This window comes from Gordonia sp. C13 (assembly GCF_023218005.1).
GTDB classification, from domain to species: Bacteria; Actinomycetota; Actinomycetes; order Mycobacteriales; family Mycobacteriaceae; genus Gordonia; species Gordonia namibiensis.
Map to the genome: position 1 here is coordinate 54,120 of NZ_JALPSY010000012.1, position 12,102 is coordinate 66,221.

A 12,102-nucleotide genomic window follows, 5' to 3' on the forward strand; every position below is an offset into this window, starting at 1 on the left:
GACGATAAGCGACACGCGGGCTTCCGGCCCGGCGATGGCGGACAGATGGCGAGGATTTGTTCCCGGTCGGCACTCCCGCCCGGTCCGGCGGTAGTTTGGCAGTCTCATGACTGATCGATCCGGCACCCCCTCAACCCGCTCCTCCCGTGGTGCGGCGGCCGCAACCCGTTCGACCACCCCCTCCTTCGTGGCGGCGGTCTACGCCTTCGCCGTCGTCATGCTCGGGACGACGCTGCCGACACCGCTGTACTCGCTCTACGGCGAGGAGCTCGGCTTCGGTGTCGCCACGACGACGATCATCTTCGGTGTCTACGCGGCGGGAGTCATCGCCGCACTGATCGGCTTCGGTCGCTGGTCCGATGTGATCGGGCGGCGCAAGTTGCTCATCGCCGGCGCACTGCTCTCAGCGGCCAGCGCCGTCGTCTTCCTCACCGCCGGACCGGTCTGGCAACTGCTGGTCGGCCGGGTGCTGTCAGGATTGTCTGCGGGGATCTACGCCGGCGCCGCAACGACTGCGGTCATCGAACTCGCACCACCGTCGTGGCGGGGCCGGGCGCCGGCCGTCGCGACCGCGGCCAACATCGGCGGACTCGGGATGGGGCCGCTGATCGCCGGAGTGCTCGCCGAGTATGCGCCCGATCCGCTGTACACCCCGTTCTTCCTCGACCTCGTCCTCCTGGCACTCGCCTTCGCCGGCATCTGGCGACTACAGGAGACGGTCGACGTCAAACCCGGTGCCCGTCTCGGTGTTCAGCGACTGTCGGTACCGGCCGACATGCGCGGCGTGTTCCTCCGCGCCTCGATCGCCGCCTTCGCGGGCTTCGCGGTGATGGGCACGTTCACCGGCGTCATGCCCTCGTTCGTCACGCAGATATTCGGCGTCGACGACCGCGCGTTCACCGGCTTTCTCGTCTTCGTGCTGTTCGCCTCCTCCGCGGTCACGCAGATCGTGGTGCGTCGCATGCCCACCGAGCCCGCGCTGATCGCCGGTTGCGCGATCCTGATCGGCGGCACCTGCCTGTCCGTCGTCGGGCTCATCGCCGCGTCGACCGCAGCCCTGCTCGCCGGCGCGGTGGTGTGTGGCGTGGGCCAGGGAATGTCGTTCAGCAAGGGACTCGCGTCGGTGGTCGCGGCCAGCCCGGCCGATCGGCGAGCCGAGGTCACATCCACCTATTTCGTGGTGGCCTACGTCGCGATCTCGCTGCCCATCGTCGGGCAGGGTGTGGCCGCAGAGCAGTGGGGACTGCGGCCGGCCGGCATCGCCTTCAACATCGGCGTCGCGGTGCTCGCGCTGGTGGCGTTGATCCTGACGATCATCGTGGTGCGGCGCCCGGAACCCCGTTCTCGTTGAGCACGTCCACCAGCTGCCGGAAGCGCACGCTGCTGACGAGGTCCTCCACGAGCACCACCTCACCGTCGGCGTTGGCGAGCGGGATGCACCAGTTCGGGTATTGCTCGGCACTCGTGCCGGGTTGGTTCTGAATTCGCCTCTCCCCCACCGCGTCCACGAGTGCGACGCTCAGCAGCACCGACGGTGTGTGCGCGATGACTGCGTAGAGGGCGTCGACGACCTCCGGTTCCGACAGCGGGGTGTCCCGCGACAGCAGTCCACGCTCGTAGGCGAGTTCGAGGACGGCGTCGCGTTCGCGTTCGTTGCGTTCCCGTTCGGCCTCTTCCCCTGTCTCGAGCAGTCCCAGCCGCGCCCGCAGCGCGATGTGGTCACCGGCCAGGTAACCCGACGTCGGCGGGAGGTCGTGCGTCGTCACCGACGTCAGGCACAGTTCGCGGTAGCGTTCCGGCGCGATCGCCGCCTGGCGGTCCTGCTCGAACCACAGGATCGACGTGCCCAGGATTCCTCGCTCGCGCAGCGTGTCCTGCACCGTCGGTTCGAAGACCCCGAGGTCCTCGCCGACGACCACCGCGTCGGCCCGTTGGGCCTCGAGGGCCAGGATGCCGATCAGCGCCTCGCTGTCGTAGTGCACGTAGGTGCCGCCGGCCGGTCCCATGCCGTCGGGAATCCACCACAGCCGGAACAGCCCCAGGATGTGGTCGACGCGGACCCCGCCCGCATGACGCAGCACGGTGCGGATCATGTCGCGGTAGGGCTCGTAACCGGCTTCGGCCAGTCGGCGCGGATGCCAGGGCGGCTGATCCCAGCCCTGGCCCTGCTGATTGAAACCATCCGGCGGTGCGCCCACCGTCGCACCGGAGGCCAGCACGTGGCCGAGCGCCCAGGCGTCGGCGCTGTGCCGGCCGACGCCGACGGCGAGGTCGGCCATCACGCCGATGGACATCCCCGCGGATTCCGCGGCATGCGCCGCGGTGGCGAGCTGTTCGTCGCAGATCCACTGCAGCCAGATGTGGAAGTCGATGCGCCGAGCGAGCTTCCGGCGCTTCTTCTTGAGGTACGTCGGATCGAGGAATTTGTCCTGCCAGCGGGGGTCGTCGGCGTCGTAGCGCTCGGCCAGTGCGCACCAGGTGGCGAATCGCTTGAGGCCCTTGCTCTCTCGCTTCCGAAACTCCCGCAGGGCGGTCTTGCGGGCGGGGCTCAGCGGCACGCCGTAGATCAGTTCGAGTGCTTCCAGCTTCGCCCGGTAGGACTTGTTGCGCCGGATCCGGTCGGTGGCGGTGTTCTCACCCATGAACCCGCGGGCGAGCTTGTCCAACCACTTGCGCTGGGACTTCGACAATCCGTCGAGTTCGGGGATGTCGGTGACCCGGATGTAGATCGGGTTGAGGAAGCGGCGGGTGACCGGAAGATAGGGCGAGGCCTCGATCGGAGGGTGCGGTTGCGCCGCATGCAACGGATTGACCTGCACGAAATCAGCGCCGTACGCACTGCCCGCGACCTCGCAGATTCCGGTCAGATCGGCGAAGTCGCCGACCCCCCACGAGTCTGCCGACCGGATCGAGTACAGCTGCACGGCCAGGCCCCACCGCTGCTGCCCCAACAGCCGGTCCGCGGTGTGCAGCCGGCGCGGGGTGACGATCAGCGGCGCGCTCGACGCCGTCGAGTCGTCGAGGTCGAGGGCTTTGATCTGGTGGTATCCGGGTTCGAGGTCGTCGGGGATCGCGAAGGTCGCCCGCCCGACGAGCGCGCCGTCGATCTCCCGCGGGTCCACCCACACGTCGAGTTGTTCCGGCGCGACATCACGGCCGTCCTCGGTCGCGATCCACACCTTGACCAGGTTCCCGTGCGGGACATGGACCCAGAAGGTGTTGCCGCCGCCCTCGGTCACGACCGTCACCGCGGGGACGAATTCGCGCCACGGCCGCTCGTCGACCTCCCGGATCGACTCCTCGATCTCCTCGGGTGAGTCCGCAGGGACGTCGAGCGCGGTGAGGACGGCGACCAGCGTCTCCGCGCTCACGTCGTGGGTCTCCTCGTCCCAGCCCACATAGCTGGTGGCCACACCGTGACGATGCGCCAGTTCGGTCAACCTCTCGGTGTTCACGTCAGCCACCTCGCCATCGTCTCAGGATTCGGGCGAGTCCGCGCTACGTCCCTTCGATACGCCCTGCGCAAGCTCCGGGCTACTCAGGGAGCGGGGAGACCGAAGATGACGCCCGGGTTCAGCAATCCCTGCGGGTCGAACGCCGCCTTGACCGCGCGCATGGTGTCGAGGTCGACGTCGGACCGGCCCAGGTGGGTCCAAGCCGTCTTGGCGCGGCCGATGCCGTGTTCGGCACTGATGGACCCGCCGTTTGCCGCGACGATGCCGAAGACCCGGTCGGTGACGGTCCCGGCGTGTTCTTCGGGGACGTCGAGCAGGTTCACGTGGATGTTCCCGTCACCCACGTGTCCGAAAAGGATGGGGCGACACGGGAAGTCGCTGGTCGTACCGACCGCGGCCAGCTCGGCGAATGTCTCCGGCAAGGCGCGTATGGGGACGGAGATGTCGAGTTTGACGACCGGCGTCGTACTCGACCGGGCGATCGTCTCGGTATGACTCTCGCGTGCACCCCAGAGTGCTCGTGCGGGCGCCGGTTCGAGGACGGCGTCGACGAGTCCGCCGGTGCCGTCGAGCAATTCGGCCATCGTCGTCTCGATGTCGCCGACCCCGGACACCTCGAGCAGGACGTAGAACGGCGCGGGTGTCGCCGTCGGCCGGCGTTGTCCGTGCTCGTGGACGAGTTCGATGCCGGCCTCGGTCATCAGCTCGGCGGCCTCGACGGTGAGCCCACGCGACGATGCGGCGCCGATCAGTGCGATCGCGTCCTCGACGTGTTCGACCGCGGCCACCGCGACGGTCGCCGCCGACGGCGGGACGACGAGTTTGAACAGCACACGGGTGATGACCGCGAGGGTCCCCTCACTCCCGGCGAGAAGTGCCGGGAGGTCGTATCCCACATTGTCTTTCACCAGTGAGGTCCACCGGCGGAGGATGCGGCCGTCGGCGAGCACCGCCTCGATCCCGAGGACCTGGGAACGCGTGTTGCCACGGCGGATCATGCGGATTCCCCCGGCATTCGTCGAGACCACCCCGCCCGCGGTGGCCGACTCGCGGGAGGCCAGGTCGATGGGGAAGGCCAGGCCCGCGTCCGCGGCCCGACCGTCGATGGCGTCGACGGTGGCACCGGCCTGGGCACCGACGCAGCGCCCGACCGCGTCGACCTCGTCGATGTCGGTCATGCGGGCCGTCGACAAGACGATCACCGGTTGTCCGGTGTCGCCGCGGGGTGGCGGCACCGAGCCACCCACGAGTCCGGTGTTCCCGCCCTGCACACAGATCCGGGCGCCGACGGAGGCGCATTCGCCGACGACCCGGGAGACCTCCTCGGTCGTGCGGGGGCGTACGACCGCATCCGCCTGGCCTCGGTATCGACCGGTCCAGTCGGCCAGGAAGCCCTCCATCGCCGCGGGGTCGGTGAGGACGTTGCCCTCACCGACCGCCCTGCGCAGTTGCGTCAGCAGGGCATCCGCATGCCCGGGCACGGTGTCAGACCTGTGCGACCGCGTCGGCGACCGGCGTGGGTCCGTCGTTGAACTCGATGACCTTGTGCACTGTCTCGGGCCGGGCGAGGACTTCCGCCGCCACTGCGGCGACGTTGTCGCGGCTGACGTGGTCGCCATCGCCTCGGGTCCCGCCGACGGCGATCTTCCCCGTTCCCGGCTCGTCGGTGAGCCCGCTGGGTCCGAGGATCGTCCAGTCGAGGTCGCTCGACTTCAGGTAGGTGTCGGCGGCAGCCTTTGCCTCGGCGTACGCGTGGAACGAATTGTCCTCGGGGACGCCGTGATCGGGGCCGGCACCGAAGTAGGAGACGATGACGTAGCGGCGGATGCCGACCTTCGCCGCCGCGTCCATCGATCGGATCGCCGCATCCCGGTCGACGGCGTACGTTCGCGCGGGGTCACCACCGCCCGCTCCCGCCGACCAGACCACGGCGTCGTGTTCGGAGATCGCCGTGGCGATCCCGGTCGTGTCGAGGGTCTCCACGTCGGCGACGACGGGTACCGCTCCGGTCTCCGCGACATCGCGCGCATGTTCCGGGTTTCGGATGATCGAGGTCACCTGATCGCCTCGGTCGGTCAGGATCTTCGCCAGGCGCAGCGCGATCTTGCCGTGTCCACCGATGATGGCCACTCGGGTCACTGGATGCTCACTTTCCGTTGCTCACTCGTGCTGGGGTCGACGACAGACGTACTTTTCCCAACGTACCCACCCCGCGAACGACACCACCCCGGTCCGGACGCGGTGCGTCGGGACCGGGGCGGGTTCGCTGTGGGGGCTGCGATCAGACGCGGGTCCGGCCGCGTCCGGTCACGAGCTTGACCAGGAACAGCAAGATGCATGCGCCGATCAGGCAGGTGACGAAGCTGAAGATCCATCCGGCACCTTCGACGTCGACGCCGAAGATCTTGAGGAGGAATCCTCCGAGCAGGCCGCCGATGACGCCGACGACGATGTTGAGGATGATCCCCTGCTGTGCATCGGTCTTCATGATCTTGCTGGCGATCCAGCCGGCCAGACCACCGATGATGATCCACGCAATGATGCCAATTCCCAGCATGTTTGCCTCCTAGGTAGTTGTTGATCCTGCGTGCGTACGTAAATCGTCCGAATCGTCCAGATCGTGCGATTTGCTACAAGACCGAACGTACCCAGGAATTCCGGGTCCAAACCTGCGGGCACGGATCTGTGTGCACATCGAGACCCGTGCGACGGTCGTGCCGAGACCTTCTCCAGGGGTGAGGCCGCCCGAACTGCGGCTATGACGGAATCACGGACAGGTCACCTCGATCTCGTAGGACTTGGTCACCTTCTCGGTCGGGTTGGCGAGATCGACGCCCGACGCCTCGCCGGTGATCTTGTAGGTGGAGCCGTCCTTGTCGACCTCGGCACTACCCTCACCCACACCCTTCTGATAGCCGAGCGTCACGCCGTCCACGGAACCGAGCCCGACCGACTCGACCTCCGGCGAATCCCCCGACGACAGCACGACGCCGATGCCCGAGGTGCCCGACCCGGAACCGATCCCGATCGTCACCTTCCCAGCCGCATCGGTGCAGCCGACGGTCTTGTCCGCCAGATCCACCTCCCGGTCGTCGACGGTCACCTTGGCCTCCGCGTCGGTGTTCTCGGAGTCGTCCGAGCCGCATGCGGTTACGGCGACGGCCAGTGCCGCCGCGCCGAGGACTGAAGCGATGTGCACCTTGTTCATCATGAGAACTCCTGGGCAGTCGTGAACGCCGCCGGCCGGCGGGCTGAGACGAATCTAGCGGTTGAGCTGCGCGTTGGCACAGAAATGTTCGAATATCGGGACCTCCGGCACCGCAGTGGGTCTCAGGCGATCGACGGCAGTTTCGCCTCGGCCTCGATCATCACCGCGCGGGTGAGATCGCGGAACTGTTCGTAGTGCCCGTGATAGCCGTACTTGGCGTGCAGACTCGGCCACCGCGTGTGATCTGCGGCCGCGCCGATCGCATTGGCCTCGTGGAGATATGCGGGCAGGATGTTCTGGATCGTCGGATCGCGCCGGAGGCGGTGGACGGTGTCCCGGTGCAGCGACGACGACGCCCGGTACTTGGTGATGACGACACCGAGTTCGACGATGGTACGGCCGATCTCGGCACCGAAGTCGGCGACCTGCCGCTGGACGTGTGGAATCGCGTACGTGGACAACACGTCCGGGATCGTCGGGATGAGATACCCACCGGCCATGAACAATCCGTTGAGACTGAATGGACCGACGTTCGGCGGACAGTCGACGAGGACGTAATCGTAGCGGGACATGGCGGGGGCCAACGCAGCCCGGAGCACCTCGACGGCGGCGAGATGGTCGTCGGCGGCGACGCGGCGCGCGCTCATCTCCTCCTGCAGGTCGATCAGGTCCAGCGACGACGGTATGAGGTCGATCCCCGTGACCCCGTCGATCGACGAGACGTCACGTTGGACGGTGCTCTCCAGGTCGAACCGGTGGGTGCCGTCGAGGACGTCGGCGAACAGGGTTGCGACGGTGTGCCCGCGCGCATTACAGGCCTCCCAGCCCTCCTCGATCATCATCGTGGTGAGGTTGGTCTGGGCGTCGAGGTCGACGAGGAGCACCTTCTCACCGAAGGCGCCCGCGAGGAAGTCGGCGAGGCCCGCCGTGAGCGTGGTCTTCCCGACCCCGCCCTTGAGGCTGATGGTCGCGATCACCGTCGGCATGGTGTCCCCGGTCTGTTCGGTGGGCCTGCGTCGCCAGACTAACCGGGAGAAACGCGCGGCGCAGCGACTCTCAGCCGGTCGTACCCAGGGCCTCGACCCTCTGGTCGTGGTGGGCGAAGGTGGGACCGCGCCCGCCGTCCTGCTCGGCGGCCAGCTTGGTGAAGGCGTCGTGCATGACGGCCCAGTAGGTGTCGCCGTTCGCGCGACGCCTGTCGGCCCGCTTCCAGTACCCGGGGATGCGTCGGTCCAGATTCGCCAGGCGCGCCTGCGCGGTGATGAGTTTCGGTGCGACACGTCCGATTCGGGTCGGCTCGAGAGTACCGGTGATGCGCTTGCCGAGGAACGTGCCACCGATGAAGAAATGCAGGCCGTGCAGGGTCTGGTGGAGCGCCGACTTCACCCGCGTGTCGATCAACGGGACCCGAACCTTGTCCATCAGCGTATTGAGCATCATCTCGGAGACGTCGTTGAGCGCCTCGGAGAACTCCGACGGTGGTTCCATCACCGCATAGCCGTAGTCGAGGAGCTCCACCGCTTCGCCGAAGGTGCGCGGGATCATCGCCTCTCGAATACCCAGGATGTGACCGATGTACGACCAGAAGATGTTGAGGTCTTCCAGGTCCCGGTAGTCGTAATGACGACCGTAGTTGATGTCGTACATGAGGTTGGCGACCCCGAACGACGCGATGCCGCCGGACATCTCGGCATTGGAGATCGGCACACCGTGCTGGGCGACCCATTCCTCCCCCCCACTTCTTACGGAGCATGACACGCGCCTGCGCGTGCATCAGCCGCACCCGGACGGCGTTCTTGAACGCGATGCCGTAGCGGTCGAGCACCCCCGGGGCGGGCAGGTGCACCCAGAACTCGGCGGTCTCCAGCGACCGGTTGACCATGTTGCGCTGCATGCGACCCATGGTTCCGACCGCGCCGCCCACCGAGCCTCCCTGGACGGTGACCAGGGTGTTGAGGAAGATCAGCGACGCCTTGCCCGCCGGGCTCACGCTGTTTGCGACGATCGCGCCCCGGTCGACGCGCTCCCTGGTGATCCAGGGCGGCGGGTTGTCGATGTGCTCGAAGAGCGCGACGAGTTCCTCCGGGGGATCGTCGATGGTCTCCAGTCCGTTGTCGAGGGCGTCTTCGAACATCTGCCGTCCGCTCCGCGGGGGGAGTCTGCAGAACATCTGCACGACAGCGTCCATCTCCGGATCACCGACCCAGAGATGGTCTTTGGCGCGGGCCACGATTCCGCCGGTGTCGGGGAGCCGATCCTGCACGTCGACCCAGCCGTCCAGCAGTCGATGACGGGCAGGTGTCCAGTCCGGGTTGAACGTCGGTCGCGCGGGCGGTGCCGGTCGCAGCGGGCGCCCCAGCACCGGATCGATCGGGGCGTCGGGGGCGGGCGGTGGAGCGAGGGCGTCGAGGTGATCTTCGAGGACGGTCATGGTGTCTCCGCGCCCGAACCCCGCCGTTCCGTGCCGCGCACTCGTCCCCGCATCCCGGCCGGCGCGCCCTGACGTTTCCACCGTTGATCAAGGTTCGGGAGAACGCGCGATTCGGGCGACCCCGACTCTGCCGACATTGTCGAAATCTGTGAGAATGGTCGTCGCCGGACATTCCACGCCGAGACCGCGCGGACACCACGGCACATTTCGTGAACCGAGGAAATACGCGACGACCCGCAATCCCTGGATTCACGTGATACCGATTCACCGAACGCGGCCGCGTCACCTCCGCGAGACAAGGACAGTCATGACCACTCGTCCCACGAACGCTCGTATCCAAAAGCTCTCGGCCGGAATGGCTTTCGCCGCAGCGGCGGCGACAACCATCGCGCTCGCACCGTCCGCCTCGGCATCCCCGGGAGATGTCACCGTCTCACCGTCGGTGTCCGGAAACACGATCACTCTCGAGGTCACCAACAATGCGAACAAGCGCATCGGCTGCGAGATCTTCGGCGTGAAGGCGAATTCCACTCCCACCGCCTCGGCCGTGGTCTTCGGTTATCAGACGCCTGAGGAACTCGGCGCGCTCATATCACCCGGCACGTCGAAGAATGTGCCGATGCGGGTCACCGCGGGCAACCCGCCGAAGCCGACCGGGTCCGCGACGATCCCGACCGAGACCTACGACATCTATTGGGGTTGCGCCACCATCACCCTGCCGCCGGGCTCCGTCCGCGAGCAGTTCTGGGGAACCAACCCGCCGTTGACCAACATGACCCCGACCGCCGGGGCGCCGGTCCGCGTCACGGTGACGGGTGCCGGGCCGGCCACGCCGGAACCCCGGTCGGAGGCCCCCACGACACCTGCTCGCCCGACGGTCCCCGGATTGCCCGGTATCGAGATCCCGGAGCAGATCTGCGCCCCGTGGGCCTGCTACCCGCTGCCGAGACCCTGATCGCTCACCGACTCCGCGTCACAGCGGCGTCGGGTGATTGTCCTTGGACTTCGAGCGGAACAGCATGTACCCGCCGTAGAGGGCCAGTCCGATGAGGGCGATCCAGAAGAGCCCCTCGAGGAGCGGTCCGATCACCGCCAGCGCGATGAGGACGACCGCGATGATCCCGAGGACCTTCCAGAACGTGGTTGACGAATTCGTTGATGTGCTCATGCCCCGAGTCTCCGCCGGCACCCCACCAAAAGCCACAGGTCAGCCGGTATATGGGGCGAAGTTCAGGGACATCCCTGAGACCCGTCCCTAGCGCCGGAACCAGGCCTCGGGATTGCCGCTCAGGGCCTTGGAGATCCGTAGGCGCGAGGTGTCGGTGAGGTCGTCGGGCAGATCGTCGGACGCGAACCAGGCGACGTCGGAGTTCTCGTCGTCGGCCGCATGCGGTTCGCCGTCGACGTACCGCGCGAGGAAGCAGACGTCGAGGTAGCGCGTCTGATCCCCGTTGGGATAGGTGATCAGCGGGGTTACGTCGATACTGGTCAGGCGGATGATCTCGGCGGTCACGGCCGTCTCCTCGGCGACCTCGCGCAGCGCCGCGCGGGCAGGCTCCTCACCGGGTTCCAGCACCCCGGACACGACCGCCCACTGTCCGTTGTCGACGCGGCGGGTGAGCAGCAGACGGCCGTCGGCGTCGCGGACGACCACACTGACACCCGACAGCCAGAGCTCGCGATGACCGACCTGGGCACGCAGGTCACGGATGAAGTCAGGGATGGGCATCCCCACATCCTGCCTGCCCGGGCCTCGGGGCGTGTCGCGGCGGCGCGCACAATGTGATCCATGAAGATCTCCCGACGAGCCGAAGGGATCGCCCCGTTCTACGCGATGGAGTTCGCGCGGAACGCGGCCGAGCTGGAGGCGCAGGGCCACCACGTGGTGAAGCTCAACATCGGCGAACCCGACTTCGGACCGCCCCCTGCGGTTCTCGCGGCAGCCCGTGAGGTCAGCGACGGCCGGCCGCTCGCGTACACCGGCGCACTCGGTCTCCCGGAGTTGCGGGCCGCGATCGCGGACTTCTACGGGCACCATTTCGGCGCGGATGTCGACCCTCGACGGGTCGCGGTCACCTCCGGCGCCTCGGCCGCGCTGCTCATGGCGTGCGCCGCACTCATCGATCCCGGCGACAGAGTGCTCATCGGAGATCCGTCGTACCCGTGCAACCGCCAGTTCGCCCACGCCTTCGGTGCGCAGGTCGACCTGATCGAGACCACCGCGGAATCACGCTTCCAGCTGACGACCGATGACGTCGAGAGGTCCTGGACCGACACCACACGCGGTGTCATCGTCGCCACCCCGTCGAATCCCACCGGCACCTCGATGCCGTACGACGAATTGGTCGCGATGACCGATCTCGTCGCAGCGCGCGGCGGCTGGTCCATCGTCGACGAGATCTACCTCGGGCTGTCCGACCCCGGTGCGGACGGACGCGCCCCGCGGAGTATCCTCGCCACCGACACCCCGGGTACGGCCGAGACGGTCGTGATCAACAGCTTCTCCAAGTATTTCGGCATGACCGGCTGGCGTCTCGGCTGGTGCATCGTCCCCGACGAGTTGATCGGGGTCATCGAACGCCTCGCACAGAACTTCTATGTATGCCCGCCGACCCCGTCCCAGTACGCGGCGCTGGCCTGCTTCACCCCGGAGTCCCTGGCCGTCGCCGAGGACAACCGGCGCGAGTTCGCACGTCGCCGGCACCTCGTCATCGACGGGCTCGCGCGCATCGGGCTCGACGTACCGGTGGTCCCCGACGGGGCGTTCTACGTCTACATCGACGTGAGTTCGACCGGGCTGAGTTCGGCGGAATTCTGCGACCGCGCCCTTCGCGAGGCACACGTCGCCCTCACACCGGGCAAGGATTTCGGGGTCGCCGGTGCCGATCGCTTCGTCCGGCTGTCCTACGCGGCGTCGACGGAGGATCTCGCTCTCGCGATCGATCGGCTCGGCGCGTTCGTGGGAGCCGGAAACCCCGCGTGACCCGCGACTGACGCCGACCTCGCGG

The 12,102-nt window shown here is 67.5% G+C and carries 13 protein-coding genes; 4 read left to right on the plus strand and 9 right to left on the minus strand.

The window, feature by feature from the left end; all coding sequences use genetic code 11:
• Nucleotides 1–106 precede the first annotated feature (106 nt).
• Entirely contained in the window at nt 107–1,351 is a 1,245-nt protein-coding gene (locus tag M1L58_RS11870) for an MFS transporter (RefSeq protein ID WP_248659029.1), read from the plus strand.
• Here M1L58_RS11870 and malQ read toward each other — a convergent pair.
• The 7 genes from malQ to M1L58_RS11905 form a co-directional block, all read right to left on the minus strand.
• On the minus strand, nt 1,314–3,455 hold the full coding sequence (gene malQ / locus M1L58_RS11875) for a 4-alpha-glucanotransferase (RefSeq protein ID WP_248659074.1): 2,142 nt from the start codon (nt 3,453–3,455) through the stop codon (nt 1,314–1,316). The two genes, M1L58_RS11870 and malQ, sit on opposite strands and share 38 nt — an antisense overlap.
• Before the next feature lie 83 nt (nt 3,456–3,538).
• Nucleotides 3,539–4,936, minus strand: coding sequence for an FAD-binding oxidoreductase (locus tag M1L58_RS11880; protein ID WP_248659030.1), 1,398 nt, complete (start codon nt 4,934–4,936; stop codon nt 3,539–3,541).
• A 4-nt stretch (nt 4,937–4,940) separates the two neighbouring features.
• A complete protein-coding gene (locus tag M1L58_RS11885; RefSeq protein WP_006866935.1) occupies nt 4,941–5,594 on the minus strand; it encodes an SDR family oxidoreductase in 654 nt (217 codons plus the stop codon).
• A gap of 142 nt (nt 5,595–5,736) precedes the next feature.
• Entirely contained in the window at nt 5,737–6,012 is a 276-nt protein-coding gene (locus M1L58_RS11890) for a GlsB/YeaQ/YmgE family stress response membrane protein (protein WP_005195242.1), read from the minus strand.
• A gap of 210 nt (nt 6,013–6,222) precedes the next feature.
• Nucleotides 6,223–6,666 carry a lipoprotein LpqH gene (locus M1L58_RS11895; RefSeq protein WP_006866936.1) on the minus strand — a complete coding sequence of 148 codons (444 nt, stop codon included), beginning with the start codon at nt 6,664–6,666 and terminating at the stop codon, nt 6,223–6,225.
• A gap of 119 nt (nt 6,667–6,785) precedes the next feature.
• Entirely contained in the window at nt 6,786–7,649 is an 864-nt protein-coding gene (locus M1L58_RS11900) for a ParA family protein (RefSeq protein ID WP_248659031.1), read from the minus strand.
• A gap of 70 nt (nt 7,650–7,719) precedes the next feature.
• The gene (locus M1L58_RS11905) at nt 7,720–8,349 is read right to left on the minus strand and encodes a hypothetical protein (protein WP_374112704.1); all 630 of its coding nucleotides are present in this window, start codon (nt 8,347–8,349) and stop codon (nt 7,720–7,722) included.
• Between M1L58_RS11905 and M1L58_RS11910 the strand changes: the two genes are divergently transcribed.
• Nucleotides 8,336–9,166: a hypothetical protein gene (locus M1L58_RS11910; RefSeq protein WP_248659077.1), complete on the plus strand. Its 831-nt coding sequence runs from the start codon at nt 8,336–8,338 to the stop codon at nt 9,164–9,166. The genes M1L58_RS11905 and M1L58_RS11910 overlap by 14 nt on opposite strands.
• Before the next feature lie 235 nt (nt 9,167–9,401).
• A complete protein-coding gene (locus M1L58_RS11915; protein WP_248659033.1) occupies nt 9,402–10,049 on the plus strand; it encodes a hypothetical protein in 648 nt (215 codons plus the stop codon).
• Between the two features lie 18 nt (nt 10,050–10,067).
• On the opposite strand, the gene M1L58_RS11920 is transcribed toward M1L58_RS11915, so the two are convergent.
• On the minus strand, nt 10,068–10,262 hold the full coding sequence (locus tag M1L58_RS11920; RefSeq protein WP_006866941.1) for a hypothetical protein: 195 nt from the start codon (nt 10,260–10,262) through the stop codon (nt 10,068–10,070).
• An 87-nt stretch (nt 10,263–10,349) separates the two neighbouring features.
• Entirely contained in the window at nt 10,350–10,823 is a 474-nt protein-coding gene (locus tag M1L58_RS11925) for an NUDIX hydrolase (protein WP_248659034.1), read from the minus strand.
• Between the two features lie 60 nt (nt 10,824–10,883).
• On the opposite strand from M1L58_RS11925, the gene M1L58_RS11930 reads away from it, so the two are divergent.
• The gene (locus M1L58_RS11930; protein ID WP_154882468.1) at nt 10,884–12,077 is read left to right on the plus strand and encodes an aminotransferase class I/II-fold pyridoxal phosphate-dependent enzyme; all 1,194 of its coding nucleotides are present in this window, start codon (nt 10,884–10,886) and stop codon (nt 12,075–12,077) included.
• Nucleotides 12,078–12,102 lie beyond the last annotated feature (25 nt).

Coding starts and splice junctions, on each gene's coding strand:
- M1L58_RS11915 (WP_248659033.1), top strand. CDS start 9,402: ATGACCACTCGTCCCACGAACGCTCGTATCCAAAAGCTCTCGGCCGGA.
- M1L58_RS11910 (WP_248659077.1), top strand. CDS start 8,336: ATGCCGCCGGACATCTCGGCATTGGAGATCGGCACACCGTGCTGGGCG.
- M1L58_RS11930 (WP_154882468.1), top strand. CDS start 10,884: ATGAAGATCTCCCGACGAGCCGAAGGGATCGCCCCGTTCTACGCGATG.
- M1L58_RS11900 (WP_248659031.1), bottom strand. CDS start 7,649: ATGCCGACGGTGATCGCGACCATCAGCCTCAAGGGCGGGGTCGGGAAG.
- M1L58_RS11920 (WP_006866941.1), bottom strand. CDS start 10,262: ATGAGCACATCAACGAATTCGTCAACCACGTTCTGGAAGGTCCTCGGG.
- M1L58_RS11905 (WP_374112704.1), bottom strand. CDS start 8,349: ATGTCCGGCGGCATCGCGTCGTTCGGGGTCGCCAACCTCATGTACGAC.
- M1L58_RS11890 (WP_005195242.1), bottom strand. CDS start 6,012: ATGCTGGGAATTGGCATCATTGCGTGGATCATCATCGGTGGTCTGGCC.
- M1L58_RS11895 (WP_006866936.1), bottom strand. CDS start 6,666: ATGATGAACAAGGTGCACATCGCTTCAGTCCTCGGCGCGGCGGCACTG.
- M1L58_RS11870 (WP_248659029.1), top strand. CDS start 107: ATGACTGATCGATCCGGCACCCCCTCAACCCGCTCCTCCCGTGGTGCG.
- M1L58_RS11925 (WP_248659034.1), bottom strand. CDS start 10,823: ATGCCCATCCCTGACTTCATCCGTGACCTGCGTGCCCAGGTCGGTCAT.